The 22154-nt window shown below is 33.3% G+C and carries 19 protein-coding genes and 1 CRISPR repeat array; of the genes, 17 read left to right on the top strand and 2 right to left on the bottom strand.

Annotated features, from left to right (window positions below):
- Window positions 1-6: 6 nt before the first annotated feature.
- From BMX60_RS06105 to tyrS, 7 genes are all read left to right on the top strand, one after another.
- Window positions 7-2328, top strand: coding sequence for a CRISPR-associated helicase/endonuclease Cas3 (locus tag BMX60_RS06105; protein ID WP_091350369.1), 2322 nt, complete (start codon window positions 7-9; stop codon window positions 2326-2328).
- Between the two features lie 22 nt (window positions 2329-2350).
- Window positions 2351-2854 (top strand): CRISPR-associated protein Cas4, encoded by a 504-nt coding sequence (gene cas4 / locus BMX60_RS06100; RefSeq protein WP_091350367.1) that lies wholly within the window; start codon window positions 2351-2353, stop codon window positions 2852-2854.
- Window positions 2855-2865: 11 nt separating this feature from the next.
- On the top strand, window positions 2866-3858 hold the full coding sequence (gene cas1b, locus BMX60_RS06095; protein ID WP_091350364.1) for a type I-B CRISPR-associated endonuclease Cas1b: 993 nt from the start codon (window positions 2866-2868) through the stop codon (window positions 3856-3858).
- A gap of 4 nt (window positions 3859-3862) precedes the next feature.
- A complete protein-coding gene (cas2, locus tag BMX60_RS06090; RefSeq protein WP_091350403.1) occupies window positions 3863-4126 on the top strand; it encodes a CRISPR-associated endonuclease Cas2 in 264 nt (87 codons plus the stop codon).
- Between the two features lie 207 nt (window positions 4127-4333).
- A CRISPR array of direct repeats spans window positions 4334-5294; the repeat unit is 30 nt; unit sequence GTTACCAGCCTACCTATAAGGGATTGAAAC.
- Between the two features lie 136 nt (window positions 5295-5430).
- Window positions 5431-5922, top strand: a complete 492-nt coding sequence (locus BMX60_RS06085) for a hypothetical protein (RefSeq protein WP_091350361.1) — start codon at window positions 5431-5433, stop codon at window positions 5920-5922.
- A 35-nt stretch (window positions 5923-5957) separates the two neighbouring features.
- Complete coding sequence (locus BMX60_RS06080) at window positions 5958-7337, top strand: sodium/glutamate symporter (protein WP_091350359.1); 1380 nt, start codon at window positions 5958-5960, stop codon at window positions 7335-7337.
- A 310-nt stretch (window positions 7338-7647) separates the two neighbouring features.
- The gene (gene tyrS, locus BMX60_RS06075; protein WP_091350356.1) at window positions 7648-8874 is read left to right on the top strand and encodes a tyrosine--tRNA ligase; all 1227 of its coding nucleotides are present in this window, start codon (window positions 7648-7650) and stop codon (window positions 8872-8874) included.
- A gap of 368 nt (window positions 8875-9242) precedes the next feature.
- On the opposite strand, the gene BMX60_RS06070 is transcribed toward tyrS, so the two are convergent.
- Window positions 9243-10211 carry a DUF4236 domain-containing protein gene (locus tag BMX60_RS06070; protein ID WP_091350354.1) on the bottom strand — a complete coding sequence of 323 codons (969 nt, stop codon included), beginning with the start codon at window positions 10209-10211 and terminating at the stop codon, window positions 9243-9245.
- Between the two features lie 32 nt (window positions 10212-10243).
- A complete protein-coding gene (locus BMX60_RS06065) occupies window positions 10244-11158 on the bottom strand; it encodes a LysO family transporter (protein WP_177159719.1) in 915 nt (304 codons plus the stop codon).
- A gap of 130 nt (window positions 11159-11288) precedes the next feature.
- Between BMX60_RS06065 and BMX60_RS06060 the strand changes: the two genes are divergently transcribed.
- The 10 genes from BMX60_RS06060 (at window position 11289) to BMX60_RS06015 (ending at window position 22052) form a co-directional block, all read left to right on the top strand.
- On the top strand, window positions 11289-11885 hold the full coding sequence (locus BMX60_RS06060) for a 4Fe-4S binding protein (protein WP_207648398.1): 597 nt from the start codon (window positions 11289-11291) through the stop codon (window positions 11883-11885).
- Window positions 11857-12546, top strand: a complete 690-nt coding sequence (locus BMX60_RS06055) for a response regulator transcription factor (protein ID WP_091350347.1) — start codon at window positions 11857-11859, stop codon at window positions 12544-12546. The genes BMX60_RS06060 and BMX60_RS06055 overlap by 29 nt, the downstream gene beginning before the upstream one ends.
- Entirely contained in the window at window positions 12536-13933 is a 1398-nt protein-coding gene (locus BMX60_RS06050; protein ID WP_091350345.1) for a HAMP domain-containing sensor histidine kinase, read from the top strand. The genes BMX60_RS06055 and BMX60_RS06050 overlap by 11 nt, the downstream gene beginning before the upstream one ends.
- A gap of 67 nt (window positions 13934-14000) precedes the next feature.
- Complete coding sequence (locus tag BMX60_RS12290; RefSeq protein WP_091350342.1) at window positions 14001-14705, top strand: acyltransferase; 705 nt, start codon at window positions 14001-14003, stop codon at window positions 14703-14705.
- Window positions 14706-14774: 69 nt separating this feature from the next.
- Window positions 14775-15323, top strand: coding sequence for a GerMN domain-containing protein (locus BMX60_RS06040; RefSeq protein ID WP_091350340.1), 549 nt, complete (start codon window positions 14775-14777; stop codon window positions 15321-15323).
- Window positions 15324-15732: 409 nt separating this feature from the next.
- The gene (locus BMX60_RS06035) at window positions 15733-18174 is read left to right on the top strand and encodes a heavy metal translocating P-type ATPase (RefSeq protein WP_091350337.1); all 2442 of its coding nucleotides are present in this window, start codon (window positions 15733-15735) and stop codon (window positions 18172-18174) included.
- Between the two features lie 65 nt (window positions 18175-18239).
- Window positions 18240-19250 (top strand): spore photoproduct lyase, encoded by a 1011-nt coding sequence (splB, locus tag BMX60_RS06030; protein ID WP_091350335.1) that lies wholly within the window; start codon window positions 18240-18242, stop codon window positions 19248-19250.
- A gap of 12 nt (window positions 19251-19262) precedes the next feature.
- Entirely contained in the window at window positions 19263-19628 is a 366-nt protein-coding gene (locus BMX60_RS06025; RefSeq protein WP_091350333.1) for an Hsp20/alpha crystallin family protein, read from the top strand.
- Window positions 19629-19748: 120 nt separating this feature from the next.
- Window positions 19749-20699: a peptidoglycan-binding protein gene (locus BMX60_RS06020; RefSeq protein ID WP_091350331.1), complete on the top strand. Its 951-nt coding sequence runs from the start codon at window positions 19749-19751 to the stop codon at window positions 20697-20699.
- 9 nt (window positions 20700-20708) lie between these two features.
- On the top strand, window positions 20709-22052 hold the full coding sequence (locus BMX60_RS06015) for an ABC transporter substrate-binding protein (protein WP_091350328.1): 1344 nt from the start codon (window positions 20709-20711) through the stop codon (window positions 22050-22052).
- Window positions 22053-22154 lie beyond the last annotated feature (102 nt).

Raw genomic sequence — 22154 nt, 5'->3', positions numbered from 1 at the left:
GAAACTATGATTTTCTATTCCCATATTAACCCAAATAAAAAATTGATTGATCATCTTCAAAATGTCACTAATCTTGCCACTAGTTTTGCTGGAGAAAATCAAAAAGCTGTGGAAATAGCTGCTAAATGTCACGATTTCGGCAAATACACCACATATTTTCAAAAACATTTAAAAGAAGGTTATAGTGGAAGATTAAGTCACCATTCCTTTATCTCCGCATTGTTTACAGCCTATGTTGCCTTTAAAGAACTGGGGGAAGAAAACTATCTTCCCCTAATTCTCTATAGTGCTGTAATCAATCACCATAGCAATGTAGAAAGAGTAAATAAAAATTTGCCAAATAAATTGAAATTTACTATAGATGAGCTAGATGAAGATAAAAAAGGTAATATCAAAAATGTTCTTAAACAATTAGATGATATGGAGAAAAACTTTTCAGTAATTTATCAAGATCTAGAAAAAATAGGTCTCCATGGATATTTTAAAGAATTCTTAGAGCAGCGACCAATAGAAGAGGTACTAACAAAGTTAGCTCGGTTAGATTATGGTGTGCGAAAGAGAGGAAAAATAAAGAGAGAAAGGATGTATACATTACACCATTTAATTTATTCAGCATTGATAGATGGAGACAAATTAGATGCTTCTAATACCCATATTCCCGATACCCAATCCCTTCCTTTTAACACTCTAATAGAGGGATATAAGTCAAAGTTTCCTGAAGAGCCTAAAGGAGAACTAAACAAAATGAGGTCAGAGATATTCCAAAGGGTTTTGGAAGGTATCGAAAGGGAATATAAAAATGGAAGGTATTTCTCTATAACTGCACCAACGGGAAGTGGCAAAACCCTTACTGGCTTTTATGCAGCTAAAAGGTTACAGCAGCTGTTAGGTGGAGATCGGAAAATTATTTATACCCTACCCTTTACTTCGATTATTGATCAAAATTATGGAGAGATAGAAAGACTCCATCATCAATTTATTAGTGAAAAGGATATATTTCCTTATTTATTAAAACATCACCACCTCAGTGACTTATTATTTAAAGAGGAAGAAAAAAGTGGGAAGTATCACCTTGATTTAGATCAAGGGATGTTGTTAGTAGAAGGTTGGCATAGCGGGATGATAATAACTACCTTTATTCAGCTATTTGAATCTTTGATAGGAATTAGAAATAAAATGTTAAAAAAATATCATAATATAAGGGGTTCTATTATTTTAATTGATGAATTACAGACAATTGATATTAAATATTGGAAACTTATAGATTATGTGTTTAAACAAATAGCAGAGGAGTTGGATTGTAGGATTATCACTATGACCGCTACAAAGCCAATTATTTTGCAAGATTCTATTGAGTTGTTAAAGGACTATCAAAAATATTTTCAAAGGTTTAACAGGGTGAAACTTGAATATAAAGATGAACCGATGGAGATAGAAGATTTTATCCAAGAATTTACTGATTCCTTAGAAGATAAATCATACCTAATTATTTGCAATACTATTAATCAATCATTAGAAATATATAAAAGGTTAGCTGAAGCTAGTTTAAACAGAAAACTCCTGTATTTATCTACTAATATTATTCCTAAAGAAAGGAAAAAAAGGATAGAGAAAATTAAAGATATTTTAAATGAAAAACCTATAGTTGTTTCAACCCAAGTTGTTGAAGCAGGGGTTGATTTAGATTTTGATGTTGTTTACAGGGATCTAGCTCCTATGGACTCTATAGTTCAAGGGGCAGGGAGATGTAATAGAAATGATAGTAGAGAAAAGGGTATAGTTAAAGTTGTTAAAATGGTTAAAGGTAACAAAAGGTATGGAGGTTACATCTATAACACTATAGCTTTAAATATAACTCAAGAGATTTTAAATAAAAGTGGGTGCTATGAGGAAAAGGATTTCTTACAGCTGATAGAAGAATATTTTAATAGTGTTTTTAAAAGGTTAAATACAATTACAGAAAGTAATGAAATAATTAAAGGAATGCAAGAAATGGAGATGGATAAAGTTAAAGGATTTTCTTTGATTAAAGATAGGCCTACCTATGTAGATGTTTTTTTGGAAGTAGATGAAGAAAGTAAAGATTTATTTGAGAAATACAAGGAAATACTAGAACAGGAATTTGATCCTATTCAAAGAAAGGGGAAGTTATTCCATTTAAGGAGAAAAATGAATGGGTACATTGTTTCTGTTCCAATTGAGTTTGCCAGGAAAGAATTGATTGAAGAAAAGACGATGTTTAGGATGGCTTTAGAACAAAAAGAGAGGTTATACAGTGATGATATAGGTCTAAAGAGGCTGGATTTAGATACCCCAATTATCTTCTAATATTTATTAAGGGGATGATAAATTGAAGGAGATTAGTGTAAATGGTACTTTAGTGTGGTATTACTATATTTGTAAAAGACAGGTTTGGCTGATGGCGAGAAATATTAACCCAAATCAAGATAATCCCCTTCTTGATTTGGGTAGATTTATTCAAGAATATAGCTATGAACGGGATAAAAGAAAGGAAGTTATAGTAGGAAATATAAAAATAGATGTTATAAAAAAGGGGAAAAAAGAAATTATAGTAGGTGAAGTGAAAAAATCATCAAAGTTTAAAGAAAGTGCTAAAATGCAACTAGCCTTTTATCTTTGGGAATTGAAGAAAATAGGGATAGACTCTTCAGGTGTTTTAATGTTTCCTAAAGAAAAGGAGCGAATAGAAGTAGTTTTAGATGATGAGTTAATAGAAAAGGTGGAGATAAGTGCTAAAGATATTTTAAAGATAATATATGAAGAAAAACCTCAACCTGCTATAAAAATAGGGTATTGTAAAAATTGTGCCTATAGTGAATTTTGTTGGGCATAGGGGGAATTTTTTTGAAAAAGAATATCTATGTTTTTAATGATGGTGAAATTAGTAGAAAAGATAACACAATTTTATTTCAATCAGAAGCTGGAAGAAAAGTTTTACCGGTAGAGGATATTAGTAGTTTTTTCTTTTTCGGTGAAGTAACCCTTAATAAAAAGTTTTTAGAATTTGTTTCACAAAAGGAGATTATTCTTCATTTCTTTAATTATTATGGTTACTATACTGGAAGTTATTATCCAAGGGAACATTACAATTCCGGATATATGATTTTAAAACAGGCAGAACATTATTTAGATAAAGATAAAAGGATAAAATTAGCTAGGTCCTTTGTTTTAGGAAGTAGTAGAAATATGTTGAGTGTTATAAGGTATTATTTAAATAGAGGGAAAGAACTTAGAGATGTGGAAGATAATATTTTAGGTTATTATGGATCAATTGCTGAATATGATTCAACAGATGAGCTAATGGGAATAGAAGGAAATATCAGGGAAACCTACTATAAAGCTTTTGATAAAATAATTGAAGATGAAAATTTTAGGTTTGAACAAAGAACTAAAAGGCCTCCTAAAAATCATTTAAATGCCTTGATTAGTTTTGGCAACTCCATGCTCTATACAACTGTCTTAGGGGAGATTTATAAAACCCATTTAGATCCTAGAATTGGGTATTTACATTCAACTAATTTTAGGAGGTTTACTTTAAATTTAGATGTTGCAGAAATCTTTAAACCTTTACTAGTTGATAGATTGATTTTTTATCTTTTAAGTAAGAAAATGATCCAAAAGAAACATTTTGATAATGATTTAGGTGGAATCATGTTAAAAGAAGAAGGTAAAAGGATATTTGTAGAAGAATTTGATAAAAGATTAAAGACGACAATTCAACATAAAGAGTTAGGTAGAAGTATTTCCTACAGATGGTTAATAAGAATGGAACTTTATAAATTAGAGAAGCATTTACTCCAAGAAAAGGAATACATTCCTTTTGTTTCCAAATGGTGATAATATGTTTGTGATATTAGTTTATGATGTAGAACAAAAGCGGGTAAATAAGGTGCTAAAAACATGTAGGAAATATTTATATTGGGTACAAAATTCAGTTTTAGAAGGGGAAATAACAGAAAGTAGGTTAACAAAATTAAAAATGGAATTAGAAAGAATAATAGATAAAGAAAAGGATTCAGTTATAATCTATAGATTTTCTACTAGGAAATATCAAGTAATAGAAACAATGGGTATAAAAAAAGGTGGAGAAGAAAATATATTATAAAGTAAAAAAGTAAATACAAAAAATAAAACTGTCGTCGATCACCAATAGCGTAAAAATCCCTGGCGATCGACGACAACTAAAAAAAGACCGAAAATCCCTTAACACCAGGCGTTAGGGGATTTTTTCATCTGATTTTAGTTTACATAATTCAAAAAAATAATTATTGACAAAAATACAAAAATGCAGTAAAATAGAGATAACTGATGGGTTACCAGCCTACCTATAAGGGATTGAAACATATACCTATCTAGTTCATACCATGTTGGAGTCTTGCGTTACCAGCCTACCTATAAGGGATTGAAACCCCAACAGTATGGCACAACAGTGGACGAGCTAAAAAGGTTACCAGCCTACCTATAAGGGATTGAAACAATACCGAGTCAAGTATTTTTTTGAAAAATTTTTAAGTTACCAGCCTACCTATAAGGGATTGAAACGAGTATATTGGAGCTTCAAAACGTGATTATATAGAAGGCGTTACCAGCCTACCTATAAGGGATTGAAACTTTGATACTCTATAGGTAGGCAGCAGCTGCCGAAAAAGTTACCAGCCTACCTATAAGGGATTGAAACTAAGATTTGGTAACAATGATATAGTTGAATGGATTAGGTTACCAGCCTACCTATAAGGGATTGAAACTGGCAGTAAATTATGACAGATTAGCAGTAGCCCTGTGTTACCAGCCTACCTATAAGGGATTGAAACTTTCTAGCATAGTTGTAAATCTTATTTTTTGTTCGGTTACCAGCCTACCTATAAGGGATTGAAACAAAAAATGTATCCTTGACTAGGTTTAATAGTATCGAGTTACCAGCCTACCTATAAGGGATTGAAACGTGTTTCTTCTAAATTTTTAAGTTTTTTCACTGCTTGTTACCAGCCTACCTATAAGGGATTGAAACACCTAATCGAAAGGTAGGTGATAGAGTGTACCAAACAGTTACCAGCCTACCTATAAGGGATTGAAACATGCTTCTGCACCGAATGGTATTGCATATTTTTCAGTTACTAGCCTACCTATAAGGGATTGAAACATGTATTTTTTCCATCGGTACACGTAATCTAAATCCGTTACTAGCCTACCTATAAGGGATTGAAACAAATGTACGATAGCCTTGTATGGAACAGATGGGCAAAGTTACCAGCCTAACTATAAGGGATTGAAAGTAAGGGATTTAAAGCCAAATAGTGTGAAAAAAGAGGTCGACACCTCTTTTTTTCACATTAATTGGATATTTTAAAGGAATATTGTTAACTTATGTAGAAGTATAAATTAGAGTAAATTAAAAAAGGGGGGAGTAATGTGAAAAGTATTAGCGGTAGAGTAGGTGGAGGATTTTATGGATATGATATTAATTGTAGTATTGATTCTTCAAAAATAATAGGCAGAATTGGTGGTAAAATTATAGGTAAGAATGTTGATTTAACCTATGGTAATGGAAGTATAAGTGGTAGGATTGGCGGAGCTGTTATTGGTAATAACTTAGAAGGTAATTATAGTGAAGATTCATTTACCGGTAGAATTGGTGGTAGTGTAATAGGTAACGATATTTCAATAAATGGGAAAGAATATTTTACCGGTAGGGTCGGAGGACAGGTTATAGGTTTTGATGTAAATTTACAAGGAGAGAATGGAAGGCTAACCGGTAGGTTGGGTGGAAGTGTTGTGGGTGTAGATGTCAATATAAACTATCCTGAAGATTTTCCACCGATTTTAGCGGCAGTTTTAGCAGCAATAACATATTTTACGTTTTTAGAAGACAGGAGAAAGGCAAGTAGTTCAGGGAGAAAATAATTTTTAATCATAAATGTTTGACTAGGAGGGGTTTGATGACTGCTAATGTAGTAGGTTTTAGCTTACTTTTACTTGGCTTATTATTAGTTTTAGGAAAGTGGATTAGGGTAAGTACACCTATATTACAGGATTTGTTTCTACCTAGTTCTTTAATTGCAGGATTTTTTGCTTTGTTATTGGGACCAGAAGTACTAGGCCGTTTTTTTACAATTATTCCAGATAAGTCTTTACAGGTGTGGAGAGTTTTGCCAGGTCTGATGATAAACGTAGTATTCGCTGCATTATTTATTGGAAAGAGATTACCTAATATTAAAACTGTGTGGAAATTAGCAGGACCACAAGTGGTAATGGGTTATTGTATTTCTTTTGGTCAATATGTAGTAGGTTTGTTGTTAGTAATTTTCCTTTTAACACCAGTTTTTGACATTGATCCAACTGCAGGGGCTTTAATCGAAGTGGCCTTTGTAGGAGGCCATGGTACAGCGGCAGGGATGGCTTCAACTTTCCAAGAAATCGGTTTTCCAGAGGGAGCAGATCTAGCTTTAGGCTTAGCTACAGTTGGGGTCCTTGGTGGAGTAATTATAGGTATGTTTTTAATAAACTGGGGTATAAGAAGAAAGAAATTAGTTAATGAAATTAAAATCCAAACTAGGGATGAAATCGAAAAGAAAGGGATAAATGAGTTAGATACAAGAGAACCTGCAGGCTATTTAAGTACCAGGTTAGAATCTATTGAACCCTTATCCCTTCACTTTGGTTACATAGCAATAGCCATTTTATTAGGCTACGGAATTTTACAAGGTCTTGTAAGGTTAGAAGAGGTACTTTGGGGTGCTAGAACTGGAGTGTATCTCATAAGATATGTTCCCCTTTTTCCACTGGCTATGGTAGGTGGAATGATAGTTCAAGGGATATTAGACAAAATAGATCCTTACAATACTGTTGATAGACAGATGATTAATAGGATTCAAGGTTTAGCTTTAGATGTACTAATTGTAAGTGCATTAGCAACCTTATCTTTAACGGTAATAGGGGAAAACTTAATTCCTTTCTTATTATTAAGTTTAGTTGGTATTTTATGGACAGTATTTTGCTTTGTGTTTTTAGCTCCAAAAATGCTTCCAGATTATTGGTTTGAAAGGGGTATAGGAGATTTTGGCCAATCTATGGGAGTAACGGCAACGGGGCTACTTCTTATGCGGGTAGCTGATCCGGAAAACAAAACCCCTGCCCTTGAAAGTTTCGGTTACAAACAGATTTTGTTTGAACCCTTTGTAGGTGGAGGATTATTCACAGCTGCCTCGGTTCCTTTAATTTATCAATTTGGAGCTGTACCAATTTTAATCTTTACTGGAATTATAGCTTTTGGATCATTAATTTTTGGCCTGTTTATAACCGGTAAAAAAAATAAATAAACCCTTGAAAAGTAGGGAATACCTATGTTAATATATGTTTAAAATATTAGTAAATACGATGATGGGAAAGGCAGTAGTTCATTGTGGTTACAAAATCAGAGAGCAGGTCGGCAGGTGAAAGACCTGTAGTACACAGTGGATGAATTACACTCCCTAAGTAGCATTTTGCCGGGCACCAACCCGTTATCATGGTTTGAGCCGTTATATATTAACGGGAATTAAGGTGGTACCACGGGTCCTCTCGTCCTTAACAGACGAAAGGGCCTTTTTTAATTAAATTTCCTAGGAAATGAAAAGAGGAGGTTTTAAAATGGTTAACGTATTTGATGTTTTACAAGAAAGGGGCTTTATTCAACAAACAACCCATGAGGAAGAAATAAAAGAGTTGTTAGGAAAAGAAAAAGTCACTTTTTATACTGGCTATGATCCTACCGCTGACAGCCTTCATATAGGACATTTTCTACAATTAATGGCTATGGCCCATCTACAAAAAGCTGGTCACAGACCTATTGTTTTAATTGGTGGAGGGACTACTATGGTAGGAGACCCCACTGGTAAAACTGATATAAGAAAAATGTTAACAGAAGAAGAAATTAAGAAAAACAGCGAAAGGTTTAAAGAGCAAATCTCCAAGTTTTTAGATTTTGGCGAAGGTAAAGCTATAATGGTAAACAATGCTGAATGGTTAATGGATTTAAATTACATTTGGTTTTTAAGGGAAATAGGTAGACATTTTTCCGTAAACCGGATGCTAACTGCCGAATGTTTTAAATCAAGGATGGAAAAGGGTTTATCCTTTTTAGAATTCAACTATATGTTAATGCAGTCTTATGACTTCTTAGAGTTATTCCGCCGTTATGGTTGTACTTTGCAGCTAGGGGGAGATGACCAGTGGTCTAATATTATTTCAGGTGTAGACTTGATTCGTAGAGTTGAAGGTAAACCAGCCTATGGTATGACCTTTACCCTTTTAACTACCAGTGAAGGTAAGAAAATGGGTAAAACAGAAAAAGGTGCTATTTGGTTAGACCCAGAAAAAACTTCACCATACGAATTTTACCAATACTGGCGCAATGTTGATGACAATGATGTGATCAATTGCCTTAAATTATTGACCTTTGTTCCTATGGATGAGATTAGGGAATTGGAAAAACTACAAGGGGCAGAAATTAATAAGGCTAAAGAAGTATTAGCCTTTGAAGTAACGAAAATTGTCCATGGTGAAGAAGAGGCTATAAAATCTAGGGATGCTGCTAAAGCCCTGTTTGAAAAAGGGGGAGTAGCGGGATCTATTCCATCTACGGAAATGGAAAAAGAAAATTTTGAAAAGGGAATTTTGGTATTAGACTTACTACAAGAAGCAGGTTTAACATCATCTAAGAGTGAAGGAAGAAGACTAGTACAACAAGGGGGAATCTCCATCAATGGAGAAAAGATTACTGATATAAATCAAGTAATTACCTTAGAGTGGTTTGAAGATAATGCTATTATGATTAAAAAAGGAAAAAAAGTATATCATCAAGTTTTAATAAAATAAGTGGGCAAAAACGCCCACTTGATTTATTTTTTTAACAATTTAAATTGCCCTCCAAAAATTCCTGATGAATAATCTAAAGTTGAATTTTGGAAATGGGGGAGATGTCTTTCATTTACTAAAAAGTTGATCCCATCTTGACTAAACAAAGTATCATCTGATTTAGGTTGCTCTTCCAGAGCAAGTTGTAGTTGTGGACCACCTCAACCCATAGCCATATAAAGCCTTAAATAAATATTTTCGATGTTTTTTCCTTCAGCGATAATTGCCTTTTTTAGCCTTCAATAGCTTGTTTTGTTACTTCAATCATAGGTGAAAACCTCCTTTTTCTTAGGTTTTCCCCTTTTAAAATTTTTAGTTTGGTAAATTTTTTAAATTAAATTTTCTATATATTTTTCTACATCTTTGTAATTAACATCTTCAGCATAAACCCTTTGTAGTTGAGTTAAAGCTTTTTTCTTATCCCCTAATTTATAGTAAGCAACACCTAACCAATATTTAGCTTCCATTACTTCAGGGGTCATGGTCCTTTTTAGCACAGGACCTTTTTTAAACTGTTCCACAGCTATTTCAAATAAACCTTTTTTTAAAAAACACCGTCCTAATAATATATTAACTTCATCTTTTAACCCATCGTAAGAATTAATTTGTTGTAGTAAAGGGATTGCTTGATCATAATTCCCTATCTGAAAATAACTTTGGGCAAGGATATACGTTAATTCTGGATCTTCAGGTATATATTCAATGATTTTAGGATGATTTGCTACAACCTTTTGATAATCCCCTTTGCTATAATAGATAAAAGTTAAGAAAACTAAAGTAAGGGTATCATTAGGATTGTAGTTAATTACATTTAAAAAATGTTTTTCTGCAAAACTTAAGTTTCCCCCTTTTAGTTGATTAACCCCTTTATTGTATTCATTGATCATTTGATTAGCTGGGCCCTTTAAAGCTTTGTAGAAGTAGAAACAAGATATTAGTAAGAGGGGAACACCAAATAATGGTATAGAGAAAAGTAAGATAAAACCTAGGATTATTCCCCAAAGCCAACCATATCCCTTGGGAGTTCTAAGGGGTATATTATCTACTGGAGAATTTGCTGCCGGAACATTTCCTATTGGAATATTTGTTGATTTCTTTTCCCTTCCTAAACTTTTAAAAGATTTTTCTTCTACATAGGAAATACCAGTTCCGGGGATGGAAACGGTTTTTCTTATTCCCCTAGGACCTACCCCTACCCTGTAACCTTTTACCCCTGCACTAACACCAATGCCACTTTTACTAAAGATTAGTCGAACCCCTTTTCCTAATGAAATACTTTTTCTAAACCTTAAACCCAAATTTACCCATCCTTTCTATCTTTTATTATCCTTTAAAGGAAGTGAGCTATTTGTATAAACAATGGTACTAAAAAATATACACTAGTTGAGATTATTATACCAGAAACTAAGGCTGGTACCGTATATTCCGAGCCTCCTGATTTAGTGATCAAAGGAAGCAAAGTATCCATAGCAGTGGCACCTGCCGGGGCAATAACAGTTAAAGAAGGAAAAAGTTTCGGCAATAATGGTGTGATTATAAAGGCGATTATTTCTCGGAAGACATTACATAAAAGGGCTACTATTCCTAAGGAAGGGCTATATGTACTTCCAATTATTATTGAAGATAAACTATACCAACCAAATCCAGAAACAACGGCACCTACTTCACCAAAATTAAAGGGCAGTAATAAAAATAGGGGGAGTGTAAATACCAAGCTTCCAATGATAACTAACAAAGGAATAAGGAGGATTTTAAAACCCATTTTTTTGACAAAGGCTAAAAGATGACGGTTACAATATAGGTCATATCCTACAGAAAATAGTAAGAGGTAGAGGAAATAAATTACTAATTCTTCTAAAAGGGAAGTTATAGTTGAAGGGAAAAATAGTCCACTTAAACTCCCCAATATTAAAGCAAGGACGACAAAATATAGAAAGGAATTTGTACTTTCCCCTGACTGTTTTTCTGTAGCACCTTCTATAAAGGTCCTATTAAATAGTGGATTAAGGATTAACAGGCCGAGAATACTCCCTATAACAGCAAAAGTAGCTAAAATTAGGGCAGAAAATCCCAATGTTTTTAGGTTATTGATAACGTCGGGATCGGTAGTTATGGAAATACCCATGGCAAATAAAAGGGCTAATAGCCAAAAACTGAGGGCTTTTTGATTTATATTACTAAATCTTTCCTTTACTATTAATCCTAAACCATAACCTAAAAAGACAAAACCAATAATTTTAAGCACAAAATCTCCCCCTTTTTTCTTTTCCCTTTGTAAGCAGGAAAAGAAACTTTTAAAAAGAATAATATTTATATATTTTATAGTTTTGTTATAAACTATCATCACAAATATAAAAAAGGTGATGGTAATGAATATGTATAATGATTACATTATAAAAATTCTCGTTGAAGAACATTCAATTGATGTTGTATCCTTTGGTGAAAAATCCGATGGAACCAAATATGTCATTGCCGGTGTAATACTTCCTAAAGGTTTAAGGGATACCCAAAATTTAGTAGATGTATCGGGCAGTTATTTTCAATTATTTAACAAACTCCGAAAAGGGTTTGCCCAATCTTTTTCTTTATTAGAAAGATATAATTATCGATGTCAAGGAGTTAGCCCCATCAGTGTCAAGGAAGATTTGCGGGGATTAGCTAGAATAGCAGGAATTGGAGAAAGGGGCCTTAATAGAAGTATATTACATAAAGATTATGGTTGCAATCTCTTATTTTCAGCCTTTTATACAAACGCTCCTATTAAACCCTTTAGAGGTAAAGTCCCCGATTATTGTTTTAAATGTGGTGCTTGTATTGAAGTTTGTCCAGGGAAGGCGATTTCCCAAAGGGGAGTTTCTATCCCCCGCTGTACACCATATTCATTGAGGGCCTGTCAAAAATGTTTAGATATATGTCCTGTTGGAAATAAAAAGGAGGATATTTATGAAAGAAAAAATTTTGATAATCGATGATGAAGAATTGTTGGTAAAGGGATTGAGCCATAGTTTAAAGAAGGAAGGGTTTGAAGTGGATTCTGCCTTTGATGGTGAAGAAGGTTTAGAAAAGATTAAGGCTAATCCCTATAGTTTAGTCATTCTCGACTTAATGTTACCTAAAATAGATGGGATGACATTATGTAAAAAAATAAGGGAAAAATCATCTGTCCCAATAATAATGTTAACTGCTAAAGGAGATGATGTTGATAAAATATTAGGCTTAGAGTATGGAGCCGATGATTACTTAACTAAACCCTTCAACACTAAGGAGTTAATTGCTAGAATAAAAGCTGTATTACGGAGAACCGGTAAAGGACTAGGAAATGAAATTGAATGTAAAGATCTTAAAATAATCTTAAACAATAGAAAAGTAATACATAGAGGTAAAAACATTGAATTAACAGCAAAAGAGTTTGATATTATAGCCCTTTTAGCAACCCATCCTGGAAAAATTTATACTAGAGAAAATCTCTTAGATTTAATCTGGGGATATGAATATTATGGTGATGTCAGAACAGTTGATGTCCATGTAAGGAGAATAAGGGAAAAAATTGAAGATAACCCTAGTGACCCCAAATACATAATGACAAAGTGGGGGGTAGGTTATTACTTCGGAGGAACACGGGATGTTTATTAGTATTAAGTGGAAAATTGCCGGGATTTTTGTAATTATTTTAATTATAATCATGGCGGCAACTAATTTAATAATTAGTAAATCAATGGAAAATTATTATTTAAATCAAAGACAGGTTACTTTGTTTAAAACCGCCAATATTATTGCTACAACCTCTATTAGTACTGGTTATTTTGATAGTCATAGAGTAAAGGAGATCATAGATTTTTACATACCAGCTGTTCAAATGCGAATTATCTGTACAGATGTGGAAGGAAAGGTTTTGGTAGATTCCTTTTCAAAGAGTAATTTAGAGGGTAAAGTTTTAAGACAACGGGAGATAGAAGATGCCCTTAAAGGTAAAAGTGTCTGGGAAATATATAATTTACCCCAAAGTGGTTGGGTAATGTATAGTGCTGTACCTATTATTATAGGTGGAGAAATAATTGGTACAGTTTTTATATCCTCAGCTATCGAGGATATAAAGGCAGCTATTGGTTATATAAAGACTACAATTTTAGCAATTTCGTTAATAAGTGGCCTTATTATCATCATTGTATCAATAATACTAGCTAATAATTTAGTTAAACCTATTGAGAAATTGACTCAAGTATCTAAAGAAATGCAAAGAGGACAGTTCACTGCACCGGTAGAAATAACCTCTAAAGATGAAATAGGGATTTTAGGACAATCCTTTAACAGTATGGCGGAACAATTACAAAGGATAGAGGAAACTAGGTTAAAATTTTTAGGGGATATATCCCATGATTTAAAAACACCATTAGCTACAATAAAAGCCTTAGCCCAATCTTTAGAAGATGAGGAAGATATAAAAGTATATAGAGAATTTTTGTCTGATATAGTATCAGAAGTTAATAGAATGACATTAATAGTTGATAATATTATTCAACTCAATAAAATCAGTGATAGGACATTACCCCTTAAGAAAAGGGAATTTGTATTTAAAGACGTTGTGGAAGAGGCCGTTGATTCCATTAAAACAATAGCAAAAGGAAAAGAGATAAATATAAAATTTATGGACAACTCTCAAAAGGGTGTGTTTTTAGGGGACAGAGAGAAAATAAAAAGTATGATTTTAAATCTCTTAGAAAATGGAGTTAAATACAGTTTTAAAGGAGGGTTAATTCTCATCTCATTAGAAAGTACTGGAACTTATTATAAATTAAAGGTTAAAGATAATGGTAAGGGAATCCCTGAAGAAGATTTACCCCATATTTTTGAGCGTTTTTATCGGGTAGATAAACATAGAAGCACTAAAACAGGGGGAACTGGGATTGGACTATCTATCGTTAAAATGGTTGTAGACCTCCATAAAGGAAAGATAGAAGTCAATAGTAAGTTAGGTGAAGGTACTGAATTTATTATTGAATTGCCTAGATTAAACTATTAATTTTGATTATCCCTAATAATTTGATTACTAATGTATATATTATACATTAAGTAATGGAGGGATAATTATGTCTGACTACCTTTTTGAAAGTAAAGTTCTATCCAAAAAAGAAAGGTTGAAAAAACAGTTAAGATTGATATCAAATCATCCTGTAATTTTGATTAATTTAATTTACAGTTTTTTTATTCGCCTCATATACGGATTAAATATTTTTCAACCCTTTCAATTAGTGGTGGATTGGCGGAGTAGGTTTGTTAGAAAAAGGGGCAGTAAAGTGATTATAAGGGGACAATTTTTTGTGGGAGGAAGGTATATAACAAATCTATCTAGCTCCTCTGCTAATGTCTTAATATATGATGGTGGAACTTTAATTATTAATGGAAGAGTGAAAATTGGACCTGGTGTACAGATCGTTGTAGCTAGAGGTGGAAAGCTGATAATGAACAATGGTACATATATTACCGCTGATGCAAAGATTTTCTGTAGTTCCACTATGGAGATTGGGAAAAATTGTGCTATTTCCTGGGGAACTAGTATTATCGATAGTGATTTCCATCAATTGTATTATGAAGGAAGAAAGACAGAAGACCCTCAAATTAAAATCGGGGATAATGTTTGGATTGGCTGTAATTCAACTATCTTAAAAGGAGTAAAAATCAGTAGTAATACAGTAATAGCTGCAGGTTCTGTTGTAACAAAGGATCTCCCCAGTAGTGTATTAGCAGGGGGAAATCCGGCAAAGGTATTAAAAGAAAATATTAGTTGGAAATAGATTTAATAAAGTTGTAAAAACTATAAGTTACAATAAAGGTAATACATCATCATTGAAAGGAAGTTAGCAATGTTTAAAATAAAAACAGTTTTTTTTGTAGGTTCACTAGTAGTTTTAACAACTTTAATATTAATCTGGATAGCATTTGATAGCTTAAATGATAAGATTCAATACAATTCTTTAATAAAAATAGAACCAACTCCTTCTGTTGAAAATATTACTGTAAACCTTTATTTTCCTAATAGGGATAATACTCAAATGATACCAGAAAAGCGGGTAATACCCCTAAATAATAAATTAGAAACTTCAATAATTAAAGAGTTAATGGCAGGACCTAAAAGTACCGATTTACTCCGTACTATTCCTAAAGAAGTAACCTTAATCAGTTTTGAAATTGTTGAAGGTATAGCCTTTGTCAATTTTTCAAAAGAATTTCAAACAAAACATCCTGGAGGATCCGCCGGTGAATTGGCTACTTTAGCATCTATTGTCTACACATTAACGGAATTAGAGAATATAGAAAAAGTACAAATATTAGTAGAAGGTAGAAGGTTAGAAACCCTAGCAGGTCATATTTATATTATGGAACCCCTATCAATTAATGATGTTAGATACTAAGTATTTTACTTATGTATCTCAAACTGAAGACAAACTATAGACAAAGTCATCATCAACTGTGGTAATTAAACAAAGATATGATTAAGTCGAAGAGATAGATTTAAGAGCTGATTAGATAAAAGGAAGAAGGGGTGAGGAACAGGACGTTCCGAAAGCTCTATTGAGCCATGGACGGCGAATTAGAGCGGTACCCTTCTTCCTTTTAGATAGAAGCCTTAAATCTCGATGGAGACTTTGTTAGAGTGTTTAATTACCACAGCCTTTAAAAAATGACTTTGTCTACAAACTGAGATACTAAGTATTTTACTTATGTATCTTTTTTTTATGTCAAATACTATTGACGAAAGCTAACATATTTGCTAAATTAAAAAGGAAGACATTATACCCCATAGGGGTAGGAGGGAGAAGTATGGAGAAAAAAATAATTTTACAAATTGAAGGTATGCATTGTGCCGCTTGTTCTAGTAAAGTAGAAAGAGCATTAAAAAAACTCGATGGGATTCATCAGGCACAGGTGAATTTATCCAACGAAAAAGCTTATATAACTTATGATGAAAGGATTAGTGTTGAAGAGATTAAAAACCAAATCCTAAAATTAGGTTACAATGTTGTTGATAATATTTCTAAAGTAACCATTGATATTGAAGGTATGCATTGTGCCGCATGTTCTAATAAAGTAGAAAAATCCCTTAATAAGGTAGATGGAGTGCAAAGGGCCAGTGTAAATTTAGCCCTTAATCAAGCTACTATTATTTTCGACAAAGAAACAGTAAGCACAGGAGATTTCCTTAAGTTAATTGAAAAATTAGGGTATAAAGGGAAAATAAAAGATGATGAAAAAAAAGATGAATTAGATAAAGATGAAATTAAACTAAAATTAGCTAAAAAAAGGATGGTATTAGCTTGGGCCTTTACATTACCTGCTGCCCTTTGGATGTTTATCGTAATGGGTACTGGCGGCCATGGAGGTCATCAATCTTTATCCTTTAATTTAGGGATGGTCTTATTAGCCCTTCCTGTGTTGTTTTGGGTAGGTGGCCATGTTTTTCTTTCAGCTTTTAATTCTGTGAAACATGGTAGTGCTAATATGGATGCATTGATTGCCATTGGTACTTTAGCAGCTTTTATTACAGGGATTATGGTATTTTTCTTGCCAGTGGAAAATTATGCTGGAGTAGCTAGTATGATTATGGCATTCCATTTAACTGGTAGATATATTGAAACAAGGGCTAAAGGGAGAGCATCTCAAGCGATAAAGAAATTATTAGAATTAGGGGCTAAAACCGCTATTTTGCTTGTAGATGGTGAAGAGAAAGAAGTAGCAGTTGAGGAAATTCAGCCCGGTGATATTATGGTGGTAAAACCAGGTCAAAAAATTCCCACCGATGGTATTGTAGTTTGGGGGGAAAGTTCTGTAGATGAATCTATGGCTACTGGTGAATCAATGCCTGTAACCAAAAGGGTAAACGATGAAGTAATTGGTTCAACAGTTAATTTCCAAGGAGTACTTCATGTTAAAGCAACTAAAGTAGGAAAAGATACCTTTTTAGCCCAAGTTATTAAAATGGTAGAAGAAGCTCAAGGTACAAAGGTACCTATTCAGGAATTTGCCGATAAAGTAACGGGTTATTTTGTACCTGCTGTTTTAGTAATAGCAACCCTTACTTTCTTATCTTGGCTTATTTTCCCCCATTACATGGCGATAGCCATTGAAAAGGTAGGACCTTATTTACCTTGGGTAAATGTCCACCTATCAGGGCCAATGTTAGCTTTATACGCTACCATTGCCGTATTGGTTATTGCTTGTCCATGTGCTTTAGGATTAGCTACCCCTACAGCATTAATGGTTGGCAGTGGATTAGGTGCAGAAAAGGGCATTCTCATCCGTAGAGGTGAAGCTATTCAGTTAATGAAAGAAGCCCAAATAATAGTTTTTGATAAAACAGGTACTATTACTAAAGGAAAGCCGGAAGTAACGGATATTATTCCTATAAACACCGATGAACAACATTTACTAACTTTAGCTTTAAGTGTTGAGAAAAGTTCAGAACACCCTATCGCTAAAGCCATTGTAGAAGCCGGTGAAAAGAGAAATATTTCCCCACTATCTGTGGAAAATTTCATCAGTATTACCGGTAAAGGAGTTAAAGGTTATATCGATAATACTGTGGTTTTGGCAGGAAATCGGAAAATGATGGTGGAAAATAAAGTGGAGATAGGGGAATATGAAGACAAAATAGTTAGTTTAGAAAATCAAGGGAAAACGGTTATTATGGTAGCAACGGAAGGTGAACTTTTAGGAATTATTGCCGTTGCCGATACATTAAAGGAAGATTCAGTTCAAGGGATAAGTGAACTGAAAAAAATGGGTATTAAAACCTATATGATAACTGGTGATAACTGGAGAACTGCAGAGGCTATAGCTAAAGAAGTAGGTATTACTGAAGTATTAGCTGATGTATTGCCAGAGGGTAAAGTAGAGAAAATTAAAGAATTACAAAGTCAAGGTTTTAAAGTTGCTATGGTAGGAGATGGAATAAATGACGCTCCAGCTTTAACCCAAAGTGATGTAGGTATTGCCATTGGTACTGGAACGGATATAGCCATCGAAGCAGCTGATATAACAATAGTTAGGGGGAACTTAACGGCAGTAGTTTCAGCAGTTAAACTTTCTAAAGCTACCTTTAATAAAATTAAACAAAATCTATTTTGGGCATTTTTCTACAACACAGTTGCCATACCTTTGGCAATATTAGGATTATTACATCCAGTAATCGCTGAAGGGGCAATGGCTATCAGTTCTATAAGTGTTGTTACTAATGCTAATTTGCTAAGGAGGTCTAAAATTTAGCACTATTTGACAAGTATATGAAACTAGGGGATGGTAAAACTATTACCAAAAAGGAGTAATTAAAAATGTTTGTTCCTAAAAGGGTTTATTTTGATCTTGATTCTTTAGACTATCCCCTAGGTCAAGAGTTATATAAAAAATTTATAAAAATGGATGGGGTAGAAGTAGATAAGGTTAAAAGTCCTCGGTTAGTAAATCAAAGGGGTTTAGGGGCACCTCAAAAGTATAAGGAAGCTAAAAAAACTATATTTGTTACAGTTAGAAAGACTTTGCAATTTCAGACTTGTAAACCCTCTGCCCATTATCAGTTACCTTTAGTTAGTAGTTGCCCTGGATTATGTGAGTACTGTTATTTACAGACCACCTTAGGGAAAACACCCTTAATTAAAGTCTATGTAAATATCGAAGAAATTTTAGCTAAAGCCAAGGAATATATAGATAAAAGAAAAGAAATTACTGTCTTTGAAGGTGCAGCTACATCTGATCCATTACCAGTTGAAGATTATACTGGTGTCTTAAGAAGGACCATCGAATTTTTTGCAAAAGAGCCTAAAGGAAGATTTCGATTCGTCACTAAATATGCCAATGTTCAGTCTTTATTAGATCTAGAGCATAATAATCACACTACTTTTAGGTTTAGTTTAAATACTGAAAAAGTTATAAAAGAGTATGAAAAGGGAACAGCCAATTTAGCAGCTAGAATAAAAGGAGCGAATTTAGTATCTAAGAGTGGTTACCCTATGGGGTTTATAATTGCTCCAATTTTAATATATCCTAACTGGCAGCAGGATTATTTAAGTTTATTAGAAAATTTACAGAAAAATTTAGAGGAAGTTCCATCACTTACCTTTGAGTTAATAACCCATCGGTTTACTACTAGGGCTAAAAACAATATTTTAGAAGTTTTTCCTAAAACAACCCTTCCCCTTGATGAAGGGGAAAGGAAATTAAAATATGGACAATTTGGATATACTAAGTATGTCTATCCAAAGGAAATCTATGATGATGTGGAAAGTTTTTTTAGAAGTAATATCGAAAAACTGTTTCCTAAAAGTGAAATATTGTATTTAGTCTAGGAGGTTTTGTCCATGTCAAAAGCTATTGTAAGGAGAAAGGTGAAGGCAGAAGAAAATTTAGAATTACTTCCAGCCTTTGAACCCGAAGTAGATTTAGTAGAAACTAGGGACTATTTAAGGTTATTGGCAGATATGCCGGGTTTTGACAGAGAAGATATGGATGTCTTGGTAGGTGATGATAGTATTATTATCAGGGGAGAACGGAAGGCTGAGGGGATTTATCAACAGAGTGAAGAGTTTCGGATCTTAGAAAGGAAAATGGGTAAAGTTTATAGGGAAATACCAATAACAACTAAGATTAGGGCAGATGGAATTCAGTTATATTATGAAGACGGTGTTTTAGTTGTTCATATGCCTAAAGAAGAAGTAATTCACTAAAAATTTTTAGCTATGCATATTAAACGGTTAAAGGTTTAATATGCATTTTTTTTGTCTAAATTAACTGGAATTATACTTTAACTGGATGAATATCATTATACAGAATTGGAGGTGAGAAAATTGTTTATAGTTTTAAATAGAAGTAAGTTATTTTTTTACTTTATTATATTTGTGACTTTATTAGCTTTAGTGTTTGGTATTGTTTATACTTTACAAAAAAAAGGTGATCTTCACTTGTGTTCGGAGTATGCAAGAGATTTACAACCTCAGAATCCTCCAATGGTAGGGGATGATGTTGAGGAACTACAAATTCAGTTAAAGAGAATGGGATATTACCATGGAGAAATAGATGGTGTTTATCAAGGTGAAATAGTTCAAGTAGTTAAAAATATTCAAAGGGAGTTGGGGTTAAACATTGATGGTATTGTAAATACTCAGTTTTATGAAGCTATATATTTAGGGGATACATATACCAAAACTGTTCCTAAAGATCCACCTAAAGGTGAATTGAAAATTGTGGTGGATCTTGATAAAAGACTTTTAACTTTATTAAATGATGGAGAAGAATACGCTACTTTCCCTATAACCATAGGTAAACCTAACAGCCCTTCACCAGTTGGAGATTTTAAAATTGTAGATAAAAGTTTGATGCCTGGGAATAATGCCTTTGGTACCCGATGGATGAGGTTAAGTGCACCATGGGGTGGTTATGGTATCCACGGTACTAATAATCCTGGGGCTATCGGTCATGCCCAAAGTGGTGGCTGTATAAGGCTGTTTAATAAAGATGTGGAAAAGCTTTATTCTTGGGTACCAGTAGGTACTCCTGTATCTATATATTCAAATAGATGGCCACCGACCTTTAGAGCAGAATATAAAAGGAGGATGATGGGTCAAGATGTCGTCTATGTTCAACGGGCGATGCGGGAATTTGGTTTTTGTCAAGAATTAGGGGATGGTAGATTTAATGAAGAAATGGAGAATGAGGTAAAAGAGTTTCAAAAATATCTAGGCCTACCTCCTACAGGAATTGTAGATGAAAATATTCTCTATCTTCTAAGGTTGAGGTAGGTGATGATTATGAACAAGAAATGGATAATTATTGGAATTTCAATAATTTTGGTGATTGTTTTACTTGGTTCCGGGTACTTCTATTATGAGCTTAATCGATTAGATAAGAGAAATTATAATCCTAAAGTAGAGATCAATCCTCAAAAAAATTATACAATTGAAATTTGGGATTTAAAAAAGCCCCATATGTATATTTCCGAAGAACAGCAAATCCAGGTCTGGAAAAAGATAGTTGATGAATTTAAAGGCCAATATCCTAATATCCATTTAGATATAAAATTATTAAGCTATGATGAATATCTTCAGTCTATTGAAAAAGGAATAAAAAATAAAAACATGGCTGATATAGTAATAGATTGGTTAGGAACACCTTTTATTGATCTAGAAATGCAAATACCAGTAAATAAATATCTCGATTTACAGCAAAGGTTTTTATCAGGAACTATAGATTATGTTGCTTATAATCAAAAACATCTGGCCTATCCTTTAATTGCCATACCCAATATGTTAATAGGTAATTTAGAGTTATTGGAAGAGTTTGAGGATATTATTCAGATTGCCATTGAAGGGTGGTCTTTGGAAGAATTTGTTGATTTTATTAAGAAGGTGGACAATTTAGGTAAATATCCAGTAAATGTTTTTGATTATAGAGGTAATTTTACTAGAAATCTTTTAGTTCAAGGAGATATAACTTCTATAACGGTAAATAATAAGCTGAACTGGTATGGCCATACTTTGATAACTTGGTTTAATGAACTAGAGAAGTTAAAAAAAGAGGAACTAATAGTTTATAATAGATCATGGTTAGCTGATTTCTGGAAAGGAAAAGTGGCAATATTAGCAGGAGCTCCCCATTGGGTAGTTACAGAAACTATTAAAAGAAATGAAGCATTAGATCAAAACAAAATTAAAGGTGCAGGGAGTACCCAAAGAATCCAGACAATTTTTTTGCCTTACCCATATATTGTAGATCATAGTCAGCAATATGGTATGAAACAAGTATCGGCAGTACCCTTTAGTCAAAGGACTTATAAAGGAGAAGACCATAGTAAAGGGGTAATAGAAGCATTACAAACCATAGGTCCTATCTACTCCCTTGAATTAGCTAAAGTCCATGGATTTATTCCAGCAGATAAAACATTGATTAAGGAGTGGAGTGACAATAACGGTCTAAGTCCTTATTGTAATAAAGTTATACACCTTTCGGCGGAAAAGGGCAAACCTGTTATAAGCAGAGATTTTAAAGATTTAAAGAGAGAACTGGAGGCCTTAGAAAAAACTCAGAAAATATTAGATGATTATTGGCTGGGCAAAATTACTTTACAGAAATTTTTAGAGGAAATCCAAAACTAAAGGTAATAAAGGGGCTGTCGGGAAATAGGCACCAAAAAAGTCAGCTTGACTCATAAGAGTTAGCTGACTTTTTTATATAAAAAAATGGAAAAGATGATCAAG

Origin of the sequence: Anaerobranca gottschalkii DSM 13577, from assembly GCF_900111575.1 — a bacterium.
In the GTDB taxonomy this organism is placed as follows: Bacteria; Bacillota; Proteinivoracia; order Proteinivoracales; family Proteinivoracaceae; genus Anaerobranca; species Anaerobranca gottschalkii.
This window is presented reverse-complemented; position numbering and strand designations above follow the sequence as displayed.

Excerpts from the sequence above, each read along its gene's own strand:
- BMX60_RS06105 (WP_091350369.1), top strand. The coding sequence starts at position 7 with ATGATTTTCTATTCCCATATTAACCCAAATAAAAAATTGATTGATCAT.
- cas2 (WP_091350403.1), top strand. The coding sequence starts at position 3,863 with ATGTTTGTGATATTAGTTTATGATGTAGAACAAAAGCGGGTAAATAAG.
- BMX60_RS06080 (WP_091350359.1), top strand. The coding sequence starts at position 5,958 with ATGACTGCTAATGTAGTAGGTTTTAGCTTACTTTTACTTGGCTTATTA.
- tyrS (WP_091350356.1), top strand. The coding sequence starts at position 7,648 with ATGGTTAACGTATTTGATGTTTTACAAGAAAGGGGCTTTATTCAACAA.
- BMX60_RS06060 (WP_207648398.1), top strand. The coding sequence starts at position 11,289 with ATGTATAATGATTACATTATAAAAATTCTCGTTGAAGAACATTCAATT.
- BMX60_RS06055 (WP_091350347.1), top strand. The coding sequence starts at position 11,857 with ATGAAAGAAAAAATTTTGATAATCGATGATGAAGAATTGTTGGTAAAG.
- BMX60_RS06050 (WP_091350345.1), top strand. The coding sequence starts at position 12,536 with ATGTTTATTAGTATTAAGTGGAAAATTGCCGGGATTTTTGTAATTATT.
- BMX60_RS12290 (WP_091350342.1), top strand. The coding sequence starts at position 14,001 with ATGTCTGACTACCTTTTTGAAAGTAAAGTTCTATCCAAAAAAGAAAGG.
- BMX60_RS06040 (WP_091350340.1), top strand. The coding sequence starts at position 14,775 with ATGTTTAAAATAAAAACAGTTTTTTTTGTAGGTTCACTAGTAGTTTTA.
- BMX60_RS06035 (WP_091350337.1), top strand. The coding sequence starts at position 15,733 with ATGGAGAAAAAAATAATTTTACAAATTGAAGGTATGCATTGTGCCGCT.
- splB (WP_091350335.1), top strand. The coding sequence starts at position 18,240 with ATGTTTGTTCCTAAAAGGGTTTATTTTGATCTTGATTCTTTAGACTAT.
- BMX60_RS06025 (WP_091350333.1), top strand. The coding sequence starts at position 19,263 with ATGTCAAAAGCTATTGTAAGGAGAAAGGTGAAGGCAGAAGAAAATTTA.
- BMX60_RS06015 (WP_091350328.1), top strand. The coding sequence starts at position 20,709 with ATGAACAAGAAATGGATAATTATTGGAATTTCAATAATTTTGGTGATT.